At 58.4% G+C, this 22,342-nt stretch carries 17 protein-coding genes and 1 pseudogene; 8 read left to right on the top strand and 10 right to left on the bottom strand.

The window, feature by feature from the left end:
* Positions 1 to 310: 310 nt before the first annotated feature.
* From EO776_RS16020 to EO776_RS16030, 3 genes are read right to left on the bottom strand one after another with little or no spacing between them, the layout of a single operon-like run.
* A complete protein-coding gene (locus EO776_RS16020; protein ID WP_129452569.1) occupies positions 311 to 1,228 on the bottom strand; it encodes a hypothetical protein in 918 nt (305 codons plus the stop codon).
* A gap of 1 nt (position 1,229) precedes the next feature.
* Positions 1,230 to 1,547 (bottom strand): winged helix-turn-helix domain-containing protein, encoded by a 318-nt coding sequence (locus tag EO776_RS16025; protein WP_246041552.1) that lies wholly within the window; start codon positions 1,545 to 1,547, stop codon positions 1,230 to 1,232.
* A 34-nt stretch (positions 1,548 to 1,581) separates the two neighbouring features.
* Positions 1,582 to 1,818 carry a MarR family transcriptional regulator gene (locus EO776_RS16030; RefSeq protein ID WP_241897860.1) on the bottom strand — a complete coding sequence of 79 codons (237 nt, stop codon included), beginning with the start codon at positions 1,816 to 1,818 and terminating at the stop codon, positions 1,582 to 1,584.
* Positions 1,819 to 2,245: 427 nt separating this feature from the next.
* On the opposite strand from EO776_RS16030, the gene EO776_RS16035 reads away from it, so the two are divergent.
* The 5 genes and pseudogenes from EO776_RS16035 to rdfA all read left to right on the top strand — a co-directional run.
* Positions 2,246 to 2,572, top strand: a complete 327-nt coding sequence (locus EO776_RS16035) for a helix-turn-helix transcriptional regulator (protein ID WP_099288492.1) — start codon at positions 2,246 to 2,248, stop codon at positions 2,570 to 2,572.
* A gap of 222 nt (positions 2,573 to 2,794) precedes the next feature.
* Positions 2,795 to 3,298, top strand: a complete 504-nt coding sequence (locus EO776_RS16040) for a hypothetical protein (protein ID WP_129452570.1) — start codon at positions 2,795 to 2,797, stop codon at positions 3,296 to 3,298.
* Positions 3,298 to 3,642: a hypothetical protein gene (locus tag EO776_RS16045; protein WP_129452571.1), complete on the top strand. Its 345-nt coding sequence runs from the start codon at positions 3,298 to 3,300 to the stop codon at positions 3,640 to 3,642. Before EO776_RS16040 ends, EO776_RS16045 begins: the two co-directional genes overlap by 1 nt.
* Positions 3,642 to 6,581, top strand: a complete 2,940-nt coding sequence (locus EO776_RS19460) for a plasmid replication protein RepH (RefSeq protein ID WP_246041554.1) — start codon at positions 3,642 to 3,644, stop codon at positions 6,579 to 6,581. Before EO776_RS16045 ends, EO776_RS19460 begins: the two co-directional genes overlap by 1 nt.
* 162 nt (positions 6,582 to 6,743) lie before the next feature.
* Positions 6,744 to 7,166: pseudogene (gene rdfA, locus EO776_RS19810) on the top strand (rod-determining factor RdfA); the annotation flags it as partial.
* A gap of 43 nt (positions 7,167 to 7,209) precedes the next feature.
* On the opposite strand, the gene tnpC reads toward rdfA, so the two are convergent.
* The gene (tnpC, locus tag EO776_RS16060; protein ID WP_094519486.1) at positions 7,210 to 8,664 is read right to left on the bottom strand and encodes an IS66 family transposase; all 1,455 of its coding nucleotides are present in this window, start codon (positions 8,662 to 8,664) and stop codon (positions 7,210 to 7,212) included.
* Between the two features lie 859 nt (positions 8,665 to 9,523).
* Entirely contained in the window at positions 9,524 to 9,916 is a 393-nt protein-coding gene (locus tag EO776_RS16065) for a DoxX family membrane protein (RefSeq protein WP_004595508.1), read from the bottom strand.
* Positions 9,917 to 10,044: 128 nt separating this feature from the next.
* On the opposite strand from EO776_RS16065, the gene EO776_RS16070 reads away from it, so the two are divergent.
* On the top strand, positions 10,045 to 11,364 hold the full coding sequence (locus tag EO776_RS16070) for a methyl-accepting chemotaxis protein (RefSeq protein WP_094520694.1): 1,320 nt from the start codon (positions 10,045 to 10,047) through the stop codon (positions 11,362 to 11,364).
* 436 nt (positions 11,365 to 11,800) lie between these two features.
* Here EO776_RS16070 and EO776_RS16075 read toward each other — a convergent pair whose 3' ends face one another.
* Positions 11,801 to 13,462, bottom strand: coding sequence for a histidine kinase N-terminal 7TM domain-containing protein (locus EO776_RS16075; RefSeq protein ID WP_308203516.1), 1,662 nt, complete (start codon positions 13,460 to 13,462; stop codon positions 11,801 to 11,803).
* Between the two features lie 85 nt (positions 13,463 to 13,547).
* On the bottom strand, positions 13,548 to 14,483 hold the full coding sequence (locus EO776_RS16080) for a UbiA family prenyltransferase (protein WP_049933543.1): 936 nt from the start codon (positions 14,481 to 14,483) through the stop codon (positions 13,548 to 13,550).
* A 269-nt stretch (positions 14,484 to 14,752) separates the two neighbouring features.
* On the opposite strand from EO776_RS16080, the gene EO776_RS16085 reads away from it, so the two are divergent.
* Both EO776_RS16085 and EO776_RS16090 read left to right on the top strand, forming a co-directional pair.
* Positions 14,753 to 15,052 carry an AbrB/MazE/SpoVT family DNA-binding domain-containing protein gene (locus EO776_RS16085; protein ID WP_129452572.1) on the top strand — a complete coding sequence of 100 codons (300 nt, stop codon included), beginning with the start codon at positions 14,753 to 14,755 and terminating at the stop codon, positions 15,050 to 15,052.
* 102 nt (positions 15,053 to 15,154) lie between these two features.
* Positions 15,155 to 16,402 carry an RNA-guided endonuclease InsQ/TnpB family protein gene (locus tag EO776_RS16090; RefSeq protein WP_129452573.1) on the top strand — a complete coding sequence of 416 codons (1,248 nt, stop codon included), beginning with the start codon at positions 15,155 to 15,157 and terminating at the stop codon, positions 16,400 to 16,402.
* A 114-nt stretch (positions 16,403 to 16,516) separates the two neighbouring features.
* Here the strand turns inward: EO776_RS16090 and EO776_RS16100 are convergent, their stop codons facing one another.
* The 3 genes from EO776_RS16100 to EO776_RS19465 form a co-directional block, all read right to left on the bottom strand.
* A complete protein-coding gene (locus EO776_RS16100; RefSeq protein WP_100050366.1) occupies positions 16,517 to 20,059 on the bottom strand; it encodes a UvrD-helicase domain-containing protein in 3,543 nt (1,180 codons plus the stop codon).
* A complete protein-coding gene (locus tag EO776_RS16105; protein ID WP_100050365.1) occupies positions 20,052 to 21,209 on the bottom strand; it encodes a PD-(D/E)XK nuclease family protein in 1,158 nt (385 codons plus the stop codon). The genes EO776_RS16100 and EO776_RS16105 overlap by 8 nt, the downstream gene beginning before the upstream one ends.
* A gap of 101 nt (positions 21,210 to 21,310) precedes the next feature.
* Positions 21,311 to 22,132, bottom strand: a complete 822-nt coding sequence (locus EO776_RS19465) for a hypothetical protein (RefSeq protein WP_246041556.1) — start codon at positions 22,130 to 22,132, stop codon at positions 21,311 to 21,313.
* Positions 22,133 to 22,342 lie beyond the last annotated feature (210 nt).

Genomic DNA, 22,342 nt, shown 5'->3' on the forward strand with positions numbered 1-22,342 from the left:
AACAACGTAGCCCACCGACATAGTTCGAAAGGGTACCGCAATAGTGAACCAACGTATCACACCGATATCCAGTATCCAGAAATCTCTTCAAGACCTACGCGGGTATCGAATCAACGGTCGTATCGTCGAAAACTCCGGATAATACTATAGAGGTACATCGTACCACAAGCATTATCACGAGTCCACTTCGTATGTAGCAGCATGGAAGAAGACCCCTTGGAGCGTATGCGTGAGCTCCGTAAAGAAAACAAGGAGATTTACGCCGAAATGGGGAAAGTCGGTTCGGGACACGCTACTGCGGAGGATTAAATCAGCTACCGCTATCGTTCGACGCGTCTTTTTCAATTCCGTTTAATACCTCTCGTGCTGTTTCCAGTACTTGATCTAATGTTTCTGTAGGCGGATCGTGTGGTCGGCGCTCTTCTAATCCCGGACAGAGTGTGTGAGTAAAGTATCGGTGCCAGACGCTGAACAGTTCATCTTTTGCCCACAACGTGTTGTATCGAACGTCGGATTGGAACGTTCGAGTATATTTTGAATGAAGAACAAAACGAGGAATAGACGGGGTGATAATTCGATCACTCGGACCGTCAGACTGTTCAACAAGATATTCAAGCGAGTTTGTCGCAGTTCGGTGGTTTGCGTCGGGAAAAAGGTGGAGCCCGACAATTGCTCGAATCCAGTGAGCGCATGCTTCGGGAAGCGGTGCGGTGGTGGGAAACTCCCGGATCAAGCGGCGGATATCTGAGTCTATGACATTAGAAATCCGCTGTTTTGTCAGCCCCGGTTCGTTTTCTCGTACCTCTCCGTAGGTAGAGCCTGGTTCCTCGTAGAACTCTTTGTTGAGCTGTTTGATTACCTGAGCGTTGACGGAGCCGAAGTCACGAAGCCGCCAGTCGTCTGCTTGGAATGCGTCCGGAGATATCCCCTCAACATCAAGAATAACGTTCTCTATGTGTTTCTCAGGCGGATCTCGGAGAAGTCTTGAGCCATAGGAGTTCTCCTGATAGGTTTCCAGCCCTATTTGAGTGACAGCACCGATACGTTCGAGATCACGGAGTTGTAGACGAAGTACGTTCTCCCGAAAGCGATCCTGTGCCAGCCGGTGTGGAGTGACGTGGGTTTTGTCTTGGAGGGCTTCGAGGATGTCTAGATCAGAGAGGTACATTGGGGCGCTCGGATCGATGAAATCCCGGTACGAGTGTGTTCCAGTGATTTCATCCGGCATATCAGAACCCCGCCCACTTCTCGGGCCGCGTAGCGTAGCTCGGTCGAAGAGCAGGAAGCGGCCGAACAAGATCGGCGTTCACGTGCCCGTCAAGATACCTGGCGCCCCACGTTGTGATCGACCAGTGATTGTCGAGCTCACCGCGATCGTGCGAGGCGATCCAGCTGGCCTTCGCGAGAACGCGGAGCCGGGTGCGAACGAGCCGCTGCTGGAGATGGAAGTCGTGAGCGACTTCCCACCAAGACGACGCCCCCTCACGATCGAGATACTCAAGGATGCGATCGTCCTCGCTGACCATCCAGTTCGCGGATTTTTTCATGTTACACCTGTGCGCTTTCGTCACCGTTCGAGGACTAGTCGTTGAGCTGTTCAGCATTGAGTTCCCCATCGAGGTAGCGTTCGCCCTCGGTGGTGATCGAGTATACTCCGTTACCAAGCTCCGTAACAAGCCCGTGGTCCTTCATCCGGTTCAGACGCTTGGAAACTCCCGATTTACCGATATGGATATACTGGTGATCGGAAAGGGGTGTAGGAGACGTAGGGCCTTCATCACGGATGATCTCAAGAATTCGGTCATCCCAGATGGTCATCCAGTCAGCGCTCTTCCTCATAGACACAAGGTTTCTTTGAGGAAACTTTGTTCCACGCAAAAGCAACGCCCAGACACACTGGGGCTAAGTAGAAACGTCGTTAACTTTAAGATACGTTGTTTCTTATCGTGAACCACGGAGCCCGAGTGACGAACCCTCGGCTCGCGATGAAATGTAGGATCCCGGCCGCGGTGTTGGCGCACCCGGCCGGGTCGGGTTCTGTGCTGAAACCACAGAACCATGCCAACGACGGCATCCGGGGGACTGAATCCCCCAACGACGACAGACGGACCGAGCGGGCATAACAACGGCGACTGCGAGATCTGCGGCGACCCGGCCGATGGGTTCTGCGCGCAGGTGAAATGCCACCTGTGCGCCGACTGCGCGGCGAAGCCGCTCGCCGCGCGCCGCGATGCAGGGGTGCGCGATGCGTAGCGTCCTCGCCGACAACGAACGCGACGGCGACGAGCCGACCGCGCTCGCCGACCTCACCGCCTTCCAGCGCGATCTTCTCTGGGCGCTCTCCCACGAGAACGCCCGCAAGGGGACGGCCCTGAAGGCGGACCTCGCTGCCTACTACATCGACGAGATCAACCACAGCCGCCTCTACCAGAATCTCGACACGCTCGTCGAGTGTGGCCTCGTCGCAAAGCGGGCACGCGATCGGCGCACCAACGAGTACAGCCTCACCGAGGCGGCCCGCCGCGCCCTCGAAGCGCGCCGCGCGTGGCAGGCGGAGGGTGATGCCACGTGATTCGCACCCGCCCACCGTATCTCCGCTTCGACGCCCGCGAGACCCTCACTGGCGAACTCGGTGAAATCACCGTCCAACAAGCGGTCGAGGGCCGCGTATGATGAAGAAGCTCTGGCGGTGCCGCCAGTGCGACCGACTCGTCAACCGATTCGTCAACGGGTGGGTCTGCCCGCGGTGTGGGTGGTACTGTGGCCAATCGATCGCGAGTGTGAATCGGGGGCCATGAGTCGAGACAACCAGCAGTCCGCCGACGCAACGCTAACAGGCACCCTCACGAACGACACCATCGCAAGCCTCGATCAGCTGTCGCTTGCGTCAACGTCGGGGGCGTGTCAACACTGCGGGCGCTCGTTCACCGAGGGCGACGACGTCGTCGCATACGTCTCCAAGCCGGCCGAGAAGCGCACCCACGAGGTTGGGCATTGCGTCTGCGCGCACCGCGAACACCGCCAGCAGGAGGTGTTCACGCTCGGCGTCCACGAACTGCTGGTTGCCGGGCGTATCGGGCTCGCCTCGGACGCAGCAACACAGTCGACGTGGCCGATTCTCGTCGAGCCGGTCCCACTCGGTGTGAGCGCGCCAGCGACGACGACGATCCGCTGGCTGCCGCCCGAGACACCACTCGCCGAGCAGGTCACGCCGACAGCGACCCACCGGCAGCGACGGCGTGAGGCCCGGGCGCAGGTGACGGTTGGTTCCCCACCGGCAACGGAGGGGGATGACTAATGCGGTCACCATCCCGCACCGAGGCCGCTCAACAACGACGGCCGAAGCACCACCGAACGCGTCCGTCCACCCGACCACCAACGACTGACCCGGACACCACCCTCGCGACGATCGCACACCTTCGGCGGGCGCTCACCGCGAGTACCGCCAGTGACGCGGCCGGCGTGACGGCGGCGCTCTTCCGAGCGACGCGGACTGTCGACGAGACACACTATCCAGACATCGCGGCCGCAGTCCGGATTGCCCGCAGTGTCGATCCTGTCTCGCGAACAGTCCGCCAGTACATCCGAGAGCTGCTCCGGCGGCTCGTCGCGATGGTCAACTGCTGGGAGCCACCAAAGTGATGCCAGCAGACAAGCAGACCCGCTGCGGGCACGCACAGCCCGCCGGCCAAGGCCACGAGCGTGGCGTCCATCTTGTAGGCCCAACCACACAGTATGACGCCGCCGGGATCCACTGTGGAAGCGTCTCGCCCCGGCTGACCGAGTGGATACCCGAACTCCTCGACCAGCTTCGTGAGGCGAGCACAGAAACAGTCCGAACCCAGACACCCCACACCGACCCGTGGCGGGCGAGTACGTCACTCCTCGATACCACGCTCCCGGAGTGGAATTCCCTCGAGAACACGTGGGACGATGCGACCGCCGAGGCCGTCGCGTACACGCAGGCGATTACCGAGTTGGCGCTCGTCGACGGCGACACCGAGTCGTCATATCACACCCAACGCCACGACGAATTACGTGACACAGTTCATACAGTCGGCACCGGGCGCGGCGCGGTCAACGCCGGGCTTGGCGCACTCGCAAAGGGACCAGTCGCGCTCCACCGCGAATTCGACGCTACTCCCCGAGCGATCACCGTCGCACTCGATGGCCCAACCTGGACCGATCTCCCCGACCGCCGAACTGGCGTCCGCGCGCTCGCGGCCATCGCCGTGCTCGCAGCCGGGTTCGACGTCCGCGTTGTCGTCTCCCCGGCGCTCAAACGCCACCTCACCCAGCGGTACCCACAGTGGTGTGAAATCCACCTCGATCTTACGCAGAGCCGGGATCGGTCCCACCCGCATCCCCACCGCGTTCAGTCTCACGAGCCGACCACCGACGAGCGCCACCCCGCCTGGCAAGCGCTCGATGGGCTCGAACGCACACCGAAGAAACGACGCCTCCTCACCAATCTCGACGCCACTACCGGGCGAACCTACCAGAATCTCGAACACGACGACGCGATCGACATTGAGGCAGGGACGGTCAGCCGGTACGTTCTTGATCTCGAGACGCGTGGGCTCGTCGACGTTGACCGTCGAGGTACCCACCACAGCGTCACACTCTCTGAACGCGGTCAGACGGCCGTGGCTGGGTATCTCGACGCTGCCGGCGACCTCGTCCATCCCGAACAACGCCGACTGACTGACGATCGTACTGCGACCACTCACGATGTCACAAGTACAGTGTCGCCCCGCCGAGAGGACCCCACAGGTGACACCCCACCCTCACTCGAGGAGTGGCTGGCGGCGACGGGTGACCCCGACGCCGACGGAGAGTTCGTCCAGTGGCTCAGGGGGCCCGACACCGTCAATGAAACCCACCTCCACCAGCGGTTTTGGACCCCCGCCCAAGACGATAGCGTCACGCTCGTCGATGACACCCCAACCCCGTTCGATGACGGCCGGGTTGGGTATCTGAGTCACACCCCCGGCGAGGCGCAGGTCGTCCTCCAATGGGGTGGGCCCTTAGCCACCCTGGGACGTCTCGCGGCTGTCTTACTCAGCGATAAGGCGCTCTCGAAGATCCTGACGCCGTCGCGGTTCGGCCGCGCATTCGAGGCAATCCATCGCGGTGATCTCGAACAAGACGCCCCACGAGTGCTGTGTCGTGGTCACCAGGTTGGCTGGTACAGCGAGGACGAGCACACGTATGCGGCGTGGCGTGACCGCATCACGTCCGTCCGCGATACACTGCTCGCTAAGATCGGCGAACACACGAACAGTACCAATACCGCCGCCCGCAGCGAACTCTTCGAAGATCTCCACGGGCTGGTCGCCTCGGCTACCCACCTGTATCACGCAATCGGCGTTGATCTCACGACCACGATCAGACTCCCGGACACCGCGGCGCTCGCCCGAAACTCGGCGCAACGCCGGCAGCTCTGTACGTTCCTTGCGAAGACGGTGCCCAAACAATCGGTGTATGGCGTTCACTCGGGCTACCGCATGTTGTTCGAAGAGCGCCCGCCCAAACTGCGGCGGCGGCTTCCATATAACGTCGAGCCCAACGCGACGATGGATCTGACGATGTCGTGGGTGCTTGCGGGCCCGACGATCACCGATCTCCGCGATGTAATCCAAGAGGCACTCACCACAGAGCTCACCGCCGTCCGAGAGGCGATCGCTGAAGGAATCGAAACCGCCCCTACTCTCTCGATCCCGGTCGTCGACGGGACGACCTACCCCGCCATCCGGCGGGTGATTGACGAGATTGCGATGACCCACGACGCCCAGTGGACACCCCGCGAGCGACAGCGGCTCGTGCGGCTCTGTCTCCGCTCGTTCGGCCCGGCGGACACCACGCGCCGTGCGTGCCCGTACGACGTCGTGGTGAGCCTGCTGCGCGCGCTGAACGAGTCCCACTCCCCGACCGTGGCTGCGGTTGAACGCGCGGCGGCGACGCTCTCTGTCGCGCGGTTCCGTCCCGATCTCGTGCCAACGGCGACGGCGCTGTATGCGGCCCTGCTTCGAGCCGACGAGCCGCTCGGCCGCTCAGCGTTACTCGAGCGGGCCGACATTGCGGCCAGTAGCTATGATCGCCGGATTGGCACTGTCCAAGCGCTTGACCGAGTACAGGCCGTCCAGATAGATGGCCACCGACGCTGGGTCACCACCGACGAACCCAGTCACCCATCACTACAGCCGTCGCCGTGCCTCGGTCACCCCCATTCCTGGCTCCCGCTGTTGACGCATCGCTCACGAACACATTCAGTCCGTTTCGCCCCCACCCTGTGGGTTCCACTCCGAGTCGGCTGGCGACACCCACATCGAATCCCCACGTGGGATCAACACGCCCCGACTGTCACCTCCCTTGACATCGCCCTTCCGGTGAACCAGTGGGGACCGCGCCGGGAGGACTGTACCGCAATCACCGACGCACCAACTCATCACAGCCACCGACCAGCCACAGCGCTCGAAACCATCACCGATGAACCACGCATGACACCACAATACTACGCACCGACCGCATCGCTTCTCGACCACCTACGTCTCCTCTTACCACGGGGTGTGTCCCAATGAGACACTCAGCAAGCGATCGTACAACCGACGCCATCTGCGAGCGCTCGCTCACCAAAGAGGAGACACACATCCGCGTCGCCCGCTGTGAAGAGGCCTCATCTCAACTCACGTCTAGCGTCGAACAGCGGAATCAGCGCCTGTGTCTCACCGTGTCCACTAACGATGCGTAACGCTACAAGTACACGACCGAAGATTGTTCGAGTAATCGACAAGTACGACCTCGACGGCATTGGCGACGAAATGGTTGCGGAGTGGACAAAGCCCGAGAGTACCCGACGCTCTTGTCGTGAACTCGCGGAATTCTTCAACATCCGTGTACTCGATGTAGCACTCCGCGAAGCGGGTATCATCTGGGATAGATCACTTGTAGAGGAGTGTGCTGCGATCATCAAAGACAGAGATAAATCGCTGACAGGATATGATCTCGATAGTAGGGGAGTAGACACCGACGAAGTCGGCGGAGACATGGTTTCATATCAATCTATATACACGTATCTGACAGAGTACCGTGATACTGAGTATGAGCGTGAGGTCGATGATATTCACTCGCGAGTTGCGAGTTTAGGACAGATCGAAACGTACTTGGATAGCAAGACCAAGATACACCGCTCAGTGATGCCTCTCGTCCTTACCGAAGTTCTCTCCCACCCAAAATTGACTGGAGCTGTTCAGGTGGGTCAAGTCCTCGCCGTTTCCACGTCGCCAACATCGTTGTTATTGTCTCGTGAATCTGGACCCCTTCTTCCGAACGGAGGGTCCGAAACATCTTCCGAAGGACTACTTGCTCGCGCAGAGCCCGCTCTGCGCGATTATTCGTTGAGTCAACACCTGGCTCAGTCACAAACGTCAGCCAATGACCCAACCCATTGCTGATCTTCTTGATCAGCTGCTGAACCTCTCGGACCTCGTAATCTTCCCTAATCAGGCCCTCTAAGTGCAAGGACGCTTCCGCCCGCTTCTGCTCGCGGGCGGAAGCGGACGGATCTCCTTCGACGAACGTCGTTAGATCGTCGTGGAGTGCGTGCAACTCTCCAGACAGCCGCTCTGCTTCGTCGTACCGTTCAGCGACGTACTCGGCTTCCCGCAACAGATGCGCCCAGCACCGCTGAAGCTTCGTGTGATAACTCGGATACGCTGACCAGCCGTCACAACTGAGCGTCGAGTCCTCGGCGAATTCCTCGCCGAGGACGTCTTCTAGGACCTGACTTCCACGGCTCTCATCAACCCAGAACAGCACTTCGTCATCAGTGACGAACGTCCACGCCCAGTGTTGCTCGCCGTCAACCGGAAAGCCTGTTTCATCACAGTAGACGACCTCACTCTCTCGAATCTTCTCTTTGACATCGTTGTATGCGGGTCGCAGCCGGTCTGCGACCCGCTTGGTCAAGTTGTAGATCGTCCGGTGGGAGATCGGAAGATCGAGCTCCCAGTCAAACAGCTCGGCTTGTTTCCGGTTCGGCAGTCGCTGATGGAACCGACCGAGAGCGGTTTGGGCCATGAGATTTGGCCCAAACCGCCCCTTTTCGGGACAGTCAGGATGCTCAGCAACGACCTCGTTTCCACAGGAGCAGTGGTGTTTGCCGAGTTGGAACTCTACGACGGTGGTTGGAACAGGAAGCGGGACATCGATAACAGTTTGTGAGACGTAGTTCTCAGGGTTAGAGAGGATTTGCTCACAGTCAGGGCAGTATCCCTGATCGACCCGAATCGTCTCTTCGGGTTCTGGTGGCGGTCGTGTTGTTCCCTCGTGACCTTCACTACGCCCTGGTGAAGAGTCGCTGGCGGCGTCAGAGTCGCCGCCAGCGTTGTCTTCTTCAGGTTCTTCGTCTTCGTCCTCGGTTTGGCCGTCATCGCCTGGTGAATTAGCCGCACCACCCTGTCTACTGGGAGGTGTGTTTGGATTTTCGTACTGCTTGAGGCGAGCCTCAAGCTGTTCGATCTCCTGTTGTTTTGCGGTAATCTGACGTCTCAGAAGCCGGTTCTCAAGCTTTTCGACTACGAGCTGCTGGCGGAGTAGAGAACTATCATCGGTGCGGATCACGGAATCTGTCGATTCCGTTGATCCGCGACTCCCCAGTGACACAGTTAGTTCTGCATTAGAGAACGGTCTATGAGACTGCTACGAAATCGTCTCGACATAGAACTGCTATCCAACTACATCGAAACAAAGACAGAGACGATTGCTGCTGGGATTATCTCACGGTCTGTATCCCACAACCAAGTATACGGAGCAGAGCCTCAAATAGAGGTTACGACGGAATGTATTTGTGAAACATGCGAGACCAACACCGAGATGTCGGTGTATCTGCGAAACGGCGGCTGTCCTACCTGTAGTCGGTCGCGTTAATTTCGCTCATTCTTCTTTGTCATTCTATTGAAATACTCAGCATACTTCGAGGTGGACCCTCCGGCCTCAAGGAGCGACCGGAGGGAGCGAGTAGGCCGGAGAGGAAACCGACATACTACTGAGCAAGTGTTAATTTACATCCCACCGTACTGACAACTAGTGCTGTGCTGGCACAAGTCCCGCGCAGTACGGGCCGCAGTAAGTGCTGTGCTGGCACAAGTCCCGCGCAGTACGGGCCGCAGTAAGTGCTGTGCTGGCACAAGTCCCGCGCAGTACGGGCCGCAGTAGCCCGGCCCCAAATGGTGGGTTCACCGACCCCGAAGGGCGTTCGGTGGGCGGGGCGCACAAAACGCCCCGTCGCATCAACTGACGGCGAGGACCACATCAAAGCTCCACCCTCAACGAGCGAGCTTGTCAGTGCGAGCGAAGTAGGATGGGGTCGGTTACTGAGTGGTGGTCTCTCGGAGACGTGCCGAATTCAGCGCGGGGAGGGTGTCAAGGTGATGACGGCGCTGTATCCCCTCCCTGCTCGCTCCCTTCGGTCGCTCGCTGAGGAAAGGGCCTTAGCGCCTATCTTCAGGTGAAGTGGGGTAGTTCATTCTTCTCTGGCACGACCGAAGAAAGCGAGTGCTGCGCCAAGGAGTGTGATATTTTGAAGGAACGATGTGAGTTCCCCACCGCGCTCTTCCTCGTCGACTGCCCAGAAGTCGTGCATGAGTGGCGTCACACCTATCAAAAACGCAGCTACAGCGCTCGCAGAGAGTTTTGGAGCCTTCCACACGCTAATTCCGAGACCACCACCGAGAAGAAGACCACTACCTGCCGGCACAAGTGTCTCTGCCTCAGGCACCCCTTTTGCATCGGCGTATGCAACCCGCCCATCAAGATTCGTGAGATTCCGTACGGCAAGCGCTACAAGGCCAGATCCAAACAGTACTCGGCCAAGAAGAGCTGGTTTTTCTGTGCTGTCGGTGTCTGTTTTAGACATTACCAGCTGGTAAAATAGCCGGTAATATAAGACTCATGATCATCGTATGAGGCGGATTTGTTACACATCTCTATCAAATATAGTAATACAGTCAAAACCCATATCAACCCCGATAGACGCCTCCCGATATGGCCGCAGCCACAGACAACGACCAGCTACAAGAGAGTAGCGCCGAATCTGGCGGGGACTTCTGGCGACAGTCGTTCGAGCAGTTCATCGAGGACCTTCCTGAAGCAGCATTCGTCGTCGACGCCGATGGTGACATCACCCAGTGGAACACCGCAACAGCCGACCTCCTCGGCCTTCCCGCAAGCAAAGCCGTCGGCATGAACGCATACGATGTCTTCGGCACTGAAGGCGAAGATGAGACCCTTGCCGAAGAAGTCCTCCGTACTGGAACCCCCATCCGTGAAGACCAGTTCCGATCCGCAGAACGACCGGACGGCACGAAAGCACATGCGCGCGCGATTGGAACCCCGATACAGACACCCACTGGCAAGGTCGTTGGGGCTGTCGAGTTGCTCTTCGACGTCACCACCGTCGTCGAACAGCGGGAGACGCTCGCCGACCTCCAGGAAGAACTCTCGGACAATGTCGAGACGTCCATGGAACAGCTGAGCGAGTCGACAACCGAAGTTGCGAATCGCTCGAATGAAATCAGCCAGCTCGTCGACGAGCAGGCAGCCGAGCTCGAGAGTACCCAAGGCGAGATCTCCGGATTCAGCGCCACTATCGAAGAGATTGCGTCCAGTGCCGAGGAAGTCAGCAACCAAAGCGCGGAATCGAGAACCCTCGCCGAAGAGTCCGTCGACACCGCGGGGGAGGTTATCGACCAAGTGGACGACACAGCCGAGAAGTCAGCTTCGGTCGCAGACGACGTCGCTGAGTTGAAAAACGAAATCGAACAAGTCGAAGAACTCGTCGGCGTGATCAACGATATCGCCGAGCAGACAAACATGCTCGCGTTGAACGCCAACATCGAAGCGGCACGCAGCGACAGTGACGGCTTCGCGGTCGTCGCCGACGAGGTGAAGAACCTCGCCAATCGCTCACAAGATCAAGCTGACGAGATCGAAGAAATCGTCGCAAGGATCAAAGAGAAGGCTGCTACGGCGACTACCGAAGTAAGAGCAGGAAACGCAGAGATCCAGTCCGCGAGAAACGACATCCAACGCCTCCTCGAAAACCAGAAACAAATCCTTGCTGCGGTTGAGCAAACCGAAAGCGGGATCACCGAGATCGCAGACGCAACGGATGAGCAGGCGAGCGTGGCTGAAGGGATATCGAGCGCTGTCGACGATGTCTCTGAACGGGCTGCCCTCGTGAGTGAAGAAGTCACAGAGATTGCGGACGAAAACGACAATCAAACAGAGATGGTCGCGGGGCTAACCCGGCAGGTCGAACAAATTGACCGCGAACTCGCTGAGGTCATGAACACGTCTGTCTAAGGTGAAGTACCTCGGGGACAAGCCCCGAGGCTTCACCGTTTTGTCTGTATCGTCTAGAAACGGACAGACAGACGCAGGCGAATTTAATTCCTCCCGACCTCGTGTATCAGCACTCGGCTGGAATTAACACCCGAACGCCCGATTGCGTCCGTGGGAGTCGGTCGCTCCACCACGACCCGATAGTGTCCGTCTCACCGTGTCGAAGACACGGGTTTTGAGAGACACCACATTTCCATATCGTGTCTCAGTCAGCATTGGATTAAGATCTTTAATCCGTCTTTGGAGTTTCCCTGACTGTATCAATAGCTTCGTGTCATTTGATTGTAAGGGTATTGGTCGGCTTCACCCTCGGGGTCAAGCCTCGAGGCACTCGCCTTGTTTATTTGTAGACATCCCGTGATCGGACAGACGAACAGTCTCATCCCACGTTTCCGCTCTAGTTCGCTGACGGCTCTTTCCGTGGGAGTGAGATGCTGACGACAGTTCCAGTCACCTCATTTTCGCCAAACTGGACACGACCGCCGAGGAGATCGGTTCCCCACTTGATGATCCAGAGCCCGAGCCCACTTCCATGGTGAAGCACAGATTCGGTTCCTTCAGAAAGTACGGATAGTTCGTGCTCGGGTATCCCCGGCCCGTTATCGCGGATTTCGATCTGTACCTGCTCGCCTACGCTGGCGACAATCTCAACATGTGGACTGTCACTGGTATTGTGTTCAGCAGCGTTTTCGATAGCGTTCGAAAGCACTGGACTAACAAGCACATCGACGGGTACATCCTGGTCAGGACACTGAAGCTCGAATGTAACGTCGGAAAAGCGTGATCTAACCTCTCTCAGCCGCTCTTTAAGTATCATCTCTATCGATCTGACGTCGGATTCTTCTCGAGCGCGACTGAAAAGCCGGATTGCCTCGCGACCTTTCTGTCCTAACTCATCGATTTGAAGTGCGCTTTGTTTTACGCGCTCGGCTGCTTCCGTCGGCAGGTCCTCGCTATACCCAAGTATCAGGTTAGTTTCTGTCTTGATGTTGTGGCGAAGCACGCGATTGAGAACCTGTAGACGCTGTTCTTGGCGCAAGAACTCAGTCACGTCCTGTAACGTCACCATGCTCCCAATGACCTGCCCTCGCTGTGTGGTAATCTCGACAGTTTTGATCTTGAAGTCCCGCTTACCTGAGTGGGTTTGTATCGTAAGGAAGTCTTCAAATACTCCAGAATCTGGAAATGCCTCGTACTTAGGAATCGTCTCTGGCGCAGATGATCCGAGCAGTTCGTCTCTTTGTACATTAAGCATCTCTAGTGCTGGACCATTGACGTTAATCACGTTGTCATTCAAATCAAGAACAAGTATCCCCTCTTGGGTACTATCAAATACGAGTCTTCGAGCGGTAGTGTTCGGTGCCGGATTCGTTCGCAGTAAACTGTACCGTCGAATGGCGGTCAGGTAGATGACGCCAGAAACTGAAAATGCGACTGGTGTCGGGTCAATAGGCGTGCTAAGCACGTTTGTGAGGTAGCATAGGTTTATACCCCAGGGAATGATCAACGCCCCAATCAGCGTATACGCCTGTTTCCGAAACGCAGCCATCTGGCTCAGGGCCAACCGGACTAACAGGGCACTACCCACGCCACCCAGTAAATACGTATAAGCGGCAACAATCCAATACCAGATGCCTCCGCTGTCGTTCTGGGCGACGCTGAGATCTGGTGTTTGTGCGATACTGATCTGTAGAAGTCCCTGAGTCGGCCCGAGAATGGCTAAAATCACGGTCACCACCGGGACGACCGTAAGTGCCGATACATATCTCCAGTTCAAAAAACGATCGTGACCAGTGTATGATAACGCAAACAGCATCCACCCGAGTGGGATTGCAACGACGCCTATCCACATCAGGTACATCCAGAATAGCTTTGCCTCCACACCAGGTGCTCGGAGTCGAAAAATAAGCATAAGCGACCAGAACACCTGCCCGGCCAGCAACAGTACGAGAGGTCTCGCCCCCGGAGATTGCCCCTCTCTCCACGCTAAAATAGCCGAAGCTGAGCCAAGAACGACGGAGATGTGTAACACAGACAGCAGAAAGATAGTATTTGACACAGTCTTACAAGGACATCTATGTATACTAACTTTATGTCTAAGAAATTTAACTTTCCACGGTCAATAAAAAAGAGAGTGCCGTGGATTACCCGATGATAGCGATAAACAGTCCGCACGCCACGAACACGTAGTTCATCTCACCGAGCAACTCCAGGCGACGGTAGTCGTTACTACGCCCAATTCGACTATTGAGGAAAACCGCCAGCACTCGTCCAGCAAGAAGGACCAACGCAAAAAGTGCTGGGAGGAATCCGCTAAGAAACGCGCCAATGACGACGAGAACTGAGAGCATGTTGATGATGTACAATAGATGCCGTGTCCGCTTGACGCCGACGACAGTCGGGAACGTTGAGACATTATTTTTGACATCATCTTCGATGTCGCGGACGTTCGGAATTTCAGTGTTGACGAAAATATCGGCAAAAAAGTAAACCGCCAACACAATGGCAAGTGGCGTGATTGCGGCATCGGCAAACACAATTGGCAGGACTACCATTGCTGTCGCCCACGCCAGTGCCACAAGCGTAGAATTAAGCACAAAGATGGTCTTCAGTCGCTGGACCGGCACAAGCGATCGTTCAGACAGATCTGCTACATACAAGATCCAAGTAACGCCTGGAATGAGGGTGACCGCAAGCGCAAGTGGGCCACCAAGCGCCGAGAGAGTAATTGCAAGTCCGTATGCTCCAGCAGACGTGATCGAAAGAAGACGCCTGTGTCGCCCGATGAACGCACTTCGCTCGGACGTCGCTTGTGGGTCGTATCGCACATCGCTGATTCTGTCACCGACGTAGACACCGTAAGCGACCAATCCAACGACGACGGGTGCCAGGGATGGCTCGAGCGACAAGATCACCATCGTGACAAGTGTTCCCGCGATCCCCATGCCTACAATATCGAGTTGGAGGAAAATACAGGCTTTTCGTATGCGATGCCACAGTTTGACCGATGGACGAAAACCGCTACCGGTTCCGGTAGATTGTCTATCGGAACCCGTCCGTTCTGGTTTTTTCTTTGACATTCTGTTGGGGACACCGCAAGAAAACACGCTGTTGCTTCCCTGGGTGCCAGCTATAAATTACTTCTAATTGACAATAAAGATAGATAGATACTTCTCATCAGATTAACAGGCCGTTTTCGGGTTTCGCGAATGCTCATTTTTCTGACATAATGTGTTTGCTGTTCGCATCTCTTACCAGTAGTTGGTAATACAATTTATTTATTCAGAGATGATGTTGGAATTATAGTAATAATCAAAACGATATACTTCTTCCCACTCTGAGTGGGAATATGACCAAAGTGGATTCAAAAGGGCGAATCGTCCTCCCGCAAGAAGTGCGAGACCGACTTGGTATTACTCCGGGAACAGAGGTTGATATCCGCGAAAAAGACGGGAAAGCAGTTGTTGAGCCAGAGGACAGCCCCGACGAAATTCTCGACAAGATGGAACAACTCATTGAAGAAGCGTCTTCGAACCAGGGAGAGACGACACCTATTTCTGAAGGGGCCGACCCGGTTGCCCACAGACACAGAGATGCCGTTCAGCATTTTCGAGGTGGAGCCCCCGACCTCAAGGAGCGAACGGAGTGAGCGAGTAGGTCGGGGAGGAAACCGACATGGGACGACACAACCACCACACCTCGACCGACTGACTCCCAAGCGTATAAGTACCGTCGAGTGCTCTCTGAAACTATGGGCGTGCGTCGAACCGCCGTCGTGAAACTCGCCGTTTCCGACGAGCAACGCGACGCACTCCATCGAACCGCCGAGCAATACCTGTACTGCGCGAACCGAACCGCCGACTACTGTTGGTCCGACACCTCCTACATTGAGTGTAAGACCAACAAGCGAGAGGTTCGCGACGCGCTCTACGCTGACATTCGAGAGGAGACAGACCTCCAGGCCCAACTTGTTCAAGCCGCTATCAAACGCGCTGTCGAAGCTGTCAAAGCGTGTGTCGAACGGTGGAAAAAGGGACAGCGCGTCTCTCAACCGACGTTTACCGCCGAAACGATGGACTACGACACGCGGAGCGCGACCTTCTACCGGAACAAGGTGTCGCTGGCAACTGTTGAGGGCCGAGTCGAACCGTCGTTCGTTCTCCCGGCAGACAGTCCGACGCCCTACGAGCGGTACGTACTCTCCGAGAGCTACGAGTTCCGTGAGAGTACGCTTCGGTACGACGCGGCCACTGACGAGTTCTACCTCAACATTTCGACGCGGCGGACAGACGGTGACGATGAGGTTTCGGAAGATACCGGGCACTCCGACCAAACGGTCCTCGGTATCGACCTCGGCGTCAACAGCCTCGCTGTGTCCTCAACCGGCACGTTTTGGCAGGGGGACGACTACGACCACTGGTGTCGTGAGTTCGAGAAGCGACGTGGCGAGATGCAACAACGCGGCACGCAGGCCGCACACAAGGCCCTGCTTCGCCTCGGGAAGCGAGAGGAAGCCTGGCGCAAACAGTACATCCACACGATCGCCAACGAACTCGTCTCGGAAGCCGTCGAACACGACTGCGACGTGATCGCATTCGAGGACTTGAGTGACATTCGAGAGCGGCTTCCACACGCGAAGTGGCACCACGTCTGGGCGTTCCGACGCCTGTTTGAATACGTCTCCTACAAAGCCCCTGAACAGGGCGTCTCTGTAGAGCAGGTCGAGCCGACCCATACATCCCAACGCTGTTCTCGGACGGACTGTGGGTTCACGCACGACGGCAACCGCCAGGGCGAACACTTCGAGTGCCAGAAGTGTGGGTATGAACTGAACGCGGATTATAACGCTGCAAAGAATATTGGCGTGCGGTACGCTCGGAAGCGACAACACAAACTCCGTTCCTCGCCCAAGTCGGAGAGCGGAGACGCACCAGTAGACGTGCGTGTGACTGGTGGGACGTTGAACGGTGAGAGTCACCAGCCTATTGCTGGCGACTAATTGCCGGGAGTCCACATCAAAGCCCTACCCTCAAGGACCGAGGCGCGGAGCGCCGAGGGAGTAGGGTAGGGTAGTTTACCGAGGAGCGGAGCAACACGATGAGTAAACAGTAGTTCAGGAGCCGGAGATCGACTCATCCGACCCAACGAGAGTGCGAACACGGCGCGCAAGAACCGTGGGCGGGAACTGTCCATACACTGACCTTCGGACACACCCGAACGTTTCGACACTGGCGTGAATTGTCGCTGCTGAGCCGAGTTCCTGCTGGAGGATGTGCTCGTAGGCGGCGATCTGGAGTTCATACCGCGGTTGCGTTGCGTCGAGTGACTCATTCAGCGCAATCTTGAGATCGGCCAACTGCCACTCGCCTCCACCCAGATCTATGAGGATATCGGCCTCACCATGAACTTCTACCTCAACCTCCCCAGCAGTCACGAGTCCACTCAAATCGTGGTCGACGTAGACCGCCTCCGCCGCTTGGATCTGGGCCCACAGGTCGGAGTTGAGGAAGTCCGACACGACCGACGTGTGGAAGAAGCTGACGAGGCCACCACGCTCAGTATCTGGCAACATCTCGATCGACTGCGGCGTTATCTGTTCCATCGCGTCCCGAAGTGCGCTTCGGACGGGCTTGCTCCACGCATCGATCTCGGTGTCCGGCACGTCCATCTCGATGAGGGTGAGTAATGCCTCGTGGAGACAGGTCCCGACGGCCTCTGGCCCAAGCGTCTCGAACGTGATCGGGAGGCTGTCGGCCACCGCCTCAGTTTCGGTATGAATGGCCTCGTCGAGGAGGTGGGCACCCACGGTGGCGTCGACATCGTCAGTCAACGGATAGGCCGTACTCGGGTCGAGAAAGCGTGGGACCCATGACTCCAACTGGTCGCGTCGAGGCGGGACGGCGCCCGTCACCGATAGCGTCGTGTCGTACATCTCGCGTGTCATACGGCCCTCGACGTCATTCACACCAATCGTCAAATCACCGGCACTGGACGGTTCGTCGATCGCATACGTGGGTGTCCGTCCAGGCGAAAACTCGAGTGTCTCAAACAGGGTATCGAGCCAGCGATCACGCGGCTGTGCCGTGCCGGGTAACGTCTTCGGAAGCGGGATGACGAGATGGTCACGTGCCCGAGAGAGTGCCACATACAGGAGTCGCCACGCCTCCGCACGCTCGTTGGCTGCGACTGACTGGAGCTGGTCGGGACCAAGCAGGTGCGGGGCCCCACTGTCGGCGTCATCGAGCCAGTGCTCGGTCGCCCACCGCAACCCGACATCGCGTGATGCAGCACCCTGTTTATCGCGACTGTCACCGCTTGGCGTGTAGAGTCCCCCATCGAATGGTGGCAGTTCGATATCGGGTGCTGTCTCGACGTTCGTCGGCGGGGCCAACGCCGCAACGCCACCCTGCGTCATGAACCGCTGAGAGAACGGGCCGGTGTCCCAGAGCTTGAAGCCCGGCGTTGCAAGCACAATCACGTCGTCTTGATCGCCTTTGAGCCGATGAACTGTGCTAAAGACGACATCGGCATCGGTGGTCACACTCGGGATATCGGGCCCCTCGCTCGGGGCCGCCCGAAACGGCGCAAGCAGGTCACCGAGGGCAGCTGGTGGGTACTGCGTGTCAGCTTCCCAGTCGGCGACGGTGCTCGTGAGCGTGTCGAGCGCGGCTACTCGTTGTGCTGCCGGCAGCTCGGTGAACTGGTCGCTCGGGTCGGCTCGAAGCGCGAGTTGCTCGATGATGTCTTCCAGATACACCGACGCTGGAACGCGATGGAACCGGCCCAGCTGATCGCGAAGATCGCGCAGGCCACAGAGGATGTCTCGGGTTTCGGCGTCGAGGTCGTCGGCCGCACAGATGACATCAAGGTCGTACCCAGCCCGCTCGAAGCAGTCGTGGGCTGCTGTGAAATCGAACGGCGAGTCAGTCAACAACGCACGTGTCTGGGCCCGATCGGTCGGCGCAGTGAGCCAGTCACAGACGGCGAGGACCGCCTTGACCACGGAACACGCAAAGAGTCTCGAACTCGCGTTTTGGACGGTCAGTCCTTCGGCCTTGAACGCGTCTTTGTACGCGTCCATCCGCGTTCGCTTTCTGAAGACGACGGTTATCGACTGTGGCGACCCGGTCTCATCAGTCAATGTCCCATCAGCGAGGCCCTGTGCGATGTACGTCGCAAGGATGTTCGCCTCGCCAGCGCGGCCGTCGGGGTTGACCCACCGTGTCTTGTCGGGCGCTGCCCCACCGGTGAACGCGGTGACGTGGATGCTCGGGTCGGCGGTTGGATCCCGAGATGCGTCGAGGCCGGGGTAAGTCGCCGCAAAATCATTGAGCCCCCCGCGAGTTGGATCGTCAAAGACGGGCCGCATGATGGTGTTGATGCCGACGGCGATGTCCGGGGTTCCACGATAGGTTGTTGCGGCTGTCACCGTCGCATGGGTGTCCCAGTCGATACCGAGATACTGGCCCTCGCGACAGGCGCTCGTGAACAGCGACGGATCGGCATGTCGCCAGCGGTAGATGCTTTGGAGCGTATCGCCACACGCGAGGACGCGCATCGAGGGAGTGACAAGCTGTGACAGCGCTGCGTGTTGGATAGTGGAGACATCCTGTGCTTCATCGATGATCACGCTATCGAGCCGCGCGTGGTACCGCTGACGAAGGGCTGTGTGCTGGTCGGTGGGTGGCCCATCGCCATCGACTGGCCAGTCACGCTTGAACACACTGGTGATGAAGAAGGCGACGTCGGTGTGAGAGACCACGCCATACTCGCGGATCAGGGCTCGGTACTGCTCGCGGTACGCTTCAAGCACGTCACCAAACGCTGTCAGCGTCCCCTCCCATGCGTCATAGAGGCGCTGGTCAGCAGCCACAAGGTCGTCCCACTCCGCTGGTGAGAGAGCCGCGTCGGTGTCAGCTGCGGCGTCGGCGTCGACGATGTCTGCGATCGTCGTCACGATATCCGCACGACTGCTGGTTCGTCCCCCGGGATACACTGCCTCTTGTGTGGTACGGAGTTTGCGTTCGAAGGCGGCCGTGGTGAGTCGCTGATCGCGACAGTACTTGACGGCGTCAGTGAGCATCTCCGCAGGAGTGGCTGACCAGCGGCCATCCGGGTATGCTGCTTCCAACTCGGCGATCGCGTCTTCGTGGGCCGGATCGGCAGCGACGGCGTCATAACACGCGTTGTGAACCGTTTTCAGCAACGCCTTATTCCCGATCGATGGCGTCTCCTCGAACCCCAGGTCGGTGGCCAGCTCTCCGAAGACATCACGCAACACGCTGTCGACAGTACCGATGAACGGTGCGTGCCGGACCCGCGTCACGAGATACGCGACATCTGACTCGGTGAGTGACGCTGCCTCGGGGATCAACTCATGATTCACAATCTCCCGAATGTGTTCACAGACACCGGGTCCGATCGCGGCCGCCTCATCGGTGGTAAACGACATGACGGCCACGCTCTGGGCAGGTGTCCGATCGCCACGAGCGTACCGCCGAATGATGGTTTCGGCCGCGATTCGCTGCATCGTCAGTGATTTGCCAGCACCGGCGACACAGTTCATGGTAAACAGTCCCGACTCGGCGTCGACGAATCGGTCTCTGATCGTTGCTTGTGCGTTCCGGAGTCTCCGTGGCTCGTCGTCGTTACTCATGAGGTGTCTTGGTGGGTGCTGGAACGGTATCTGTACTCGCAGAGAGGAGCGCGGCAATCGGCTCAGGAAGCTGCGGTGTCGTGCTCACCAGTTGGGTGCGGGCCTGCTCGGAGACAGTCTCCATCTCGAGTGACGCAAGAAACGGCGAGGGGTACACAACACCACCGTCGGCGGTCTGTGTGTACCGCGTCACGATCACGCCGCGCTCGGCGGCACGCATCGCATCGGCGAAGTGATCGCGATCACGGCCGTTTCCCCACGCGGTTCGCGGCGCAACGATATCTGTCTCACCAGCCCCAGCGAGAACGGCTTCCTGGAGCTCTGTGGGAACAACGCTGTCAATCTGGGCCGGCCACTCGGCTGCCGTCGCGCCGACCGCGATAACGAGTGGAACAGACAGCGCCCACACGTCGTTTGCCTCCATAATGTCGATGGCCCAGGCGTTCGAGTGTTCACGGCGGCCCGGGCGTTGTGTCGCCAGCAGCTCACACAGCTCCTGTACAGCGTCCCACGATCGGGAGACCGTCCCGTCTGCGAGCCATTCGTCGTATTTGTGCGAGACCTGCTCGACGAGCCGAGTGACCCTGACGGTTGCTCGCGCGGCCGTCTCCGTCGCCATGAGCGCCGGTGAGTCAGCCTGCTTGCGGGCGGGCACGCTCGTTTCGCGATACGCGTCGATCGACGCCCCCAGAACCGTTCCAACTGTCTCTGGCGTTGGCTCGCGCTCGGCATGCGACAGTAGCCAGTCACAGTAGGTTGTGAGTCGCTCGTCCGTGGTGTGTGTCTGTATCGTCTCGGCCCACTCGACGATCGATCGATGCCCGGGGGGAAGGGCCCCAAGAGCGGCCTGGATCGTCGACTGTTCGAGTGGCCAGCTGGCTGTATCCGTGAGTGGTGCCCACCGCTGCGCCACTGGTTCCAACAGCGTTGTAGCAGCGACGTCGCCGGCGCCAAAGAGCGTACAAAGCGCCGCTATCAGCGCGTATGGTTCGGTGCGGGTTACGCGCAACTGTGTCCAAAACACTGGCGTCACCCCATACTGGATGGCTGCCCGGGTCAGCGGCTGTTCATACGGATCAAGATCGCGAGCCACGACGACGATATCGCGGATGTCAACGCCACGATCACGAATCTCGCGGATAGTCGCCATCACAGCACGCGCTTCCTCGCGACGCGTCGGTGCGGGCAATTCGACAACAGGACATGACGGTGCTGGTAGCTCGCCAGTGAGTGCCGTGCGGTGGGCGTGGGTCACAGATTCACCTCTCGCCCGGGATAGTCAATGGACAAGAGGTCCGGGAGTCGCGCTGTGAGGTACTCGCTGGTTCCGGGGCGGAGGTGGAGTTCGATATCTGCCGTTGTTGCGGTACAGAGGCCAGACAGGAAGTCAACCTCTGGTGCCGGGATGCTGCTCACACCGACGAGTGAGATCCGCTCGATATCGGGATAGCAATCGGTCCACACCTCGTCACCGCCGATGAGGCGACGCGTCGCCCGTCTGAGAAGCGCCGTCTTCGAGACCGCTTTGTCAGTCTGGTTGCGCAGCCACGTCTCGACGGCGAGGCCACCATCAACCAGTATGGTCGCCTCGTCCGCAATGGGAGTCGCAAACTCGTCGGTGACATCGCGCAGCGCCGCAGTCCGATCCGGATGGAAGTTCGTCATTGATTCGACCTCTGAACGGATCTGCTCCAGTTGTTGGGGACCGATGTCTCGACGGGCAGCAAGCAACGGACGGAGTCCCGATGGCTGATCCGGTGTCGTCGTCGGAAGCGACTGGAGGAGCGCTAAGCGATCGACGCGATCGAGGCTTGTTGGGGCCGGGTCTGCGGCTCCAAGCAGTACTTCCGCAACGGTTTTCGGGTCGACAAATTCAAACGCATTCTGTGGCTGTGTACGCTCTCGCAGCCGCCGTTGGAGGTTTCGTTGGTGGAGTTCGGTCGGCGCCAACACGAGTTCTGTCGGCGTCGCTGTGCGGTCAGCACGATTGAGTAGCCGTTCTTCCTCGCCACAGTAAATCGAGATCTGCGAGGCAATATCGTCGTCAGTCGTGCGGAGGTCCGTTGTCGACATCAGCGAGATCAGGATATGGGGTACAGTAGGGTGGGTATAAGTCTCTCGCCCCGGAGCGGAAGTGGACCGATCTGTCGGGGCATTTTGGTCGTGGTGTTCGACTGTGGGTACCTCATGACAGGGGCACCATTTGGAAGGTCTCGGTGAAACGTGGACCCCGCACCACGGAGAAAGCCTCGCGCTTCAGTGCAGAGTGCTCTGTTGAATCCG

The organism is Halorubrum ezzemoulense (assembly GCF_004126515.1).
GTDB lineage: Archaea > Halobacteriota > Halobacteria > Halobacteriales > Haloferacaceae > Halorubrum > Halorubrum ezzemoulense.

Coding starts and splice junctions, on each gene's coding strand:
- EO776_RS16035 (WP_099288492.1), top strand. CDS start 2,246: ATGCGTAGCGTCCTCGCCGACAACGAACGCGACGGCGACGAGCCGACC.
- EO776_RS16020 (WP_129452569.1), bottom strand. CDS start 1,228: ATGCCGGATGAAATCACTGGAACACACTCGTACCGGGATTTCATCGAT.
- EO776_RS16040 (WP_129452570.1), top strand. CDS start 2,795: ATGAGTCGAGACAACCAGCAGTCCGCCGACGCAACGCTAACAGGCACC.
- EO776_RS16100 (WP_100050366.1), bottom strand. CDS start 20,059: ATGAGTAACGACGACGAGCCACGGAGACTCCGGAACGCACAAGCAACG.
- EO776_RS16045 (WP_129452571.1), top strand. CDS start 3,298: ATGCGGTCACCATCCCGCACCGAGGCCGCTCAACAACGACGGCCGAAG.
- EO776_RS16025 (WP_246041552.1), bottom strand. CDS start 1,547: ATGAAAAAATCCGCGAACTGGATGGTCAGCGAGGACGATCGCATCCTT.
- EO776_RS16080 (WP_049933543.1), bottom strand. CDS start 14,483: ATGTCAAAGAAAAAACCAGAACGGACGGGTTCCGATAGACAATCTACC.
- EO776_RS19460 (WP_246041554.1), top strand. CDS start 3,642: ATGCCAGCAGACAAGCAGACCCGCTGCGGGCACGCACAGCCCGCCGGC.
- EO776_RS16105 (WP_100050365.1), bottom strand. CDS start 21,209: ATGGCGACTATCCGCGAGATTCGTGATCGTGGCGTTGACATCCGCGAT.
- EO776_RS16030 (WP_241897860.1), bottom strand. CDS start 1,818: ATGACCATCTGGGATGACCGAATTCTTGAGATCATCCGTGATGAAGGC.
- EO776_RS16070 (WP_094520694.1), top strand. CDS start 10,045: ATGGCCGCAGCCACAGACAACGACCAGCTACAAGAGAGTAGCGCCGAA.
- EO776_RS16085 (WP_129452572.1), top strand. CDS start 14,753: ATGACCAAAGTGGATTCAAAAGGGCGAATCGTCCTCCCGCAAGAAGTG.
- EO776_RS16090 (WP_129452573.1), top strand. CDS start 15,155: ATGGGCGTGCGTCGAACCGCCGTCGTGAAACTCGCCGTTTCCGACGAG.
- EO776_RS16065 (WP_004595508.1), bottom strand. CDS start 9,916: ATGTCTAAAACAGACACCGACAGCACAGAAAAACCAGCTCTTCTTGGC.
- EO776_RS19465 (WP_246041556.1), bottom strand. CDS start 22,132: ATGTCGACAACGGACCTCCGCACGACTGACGACGATATTGCCTCGCAG.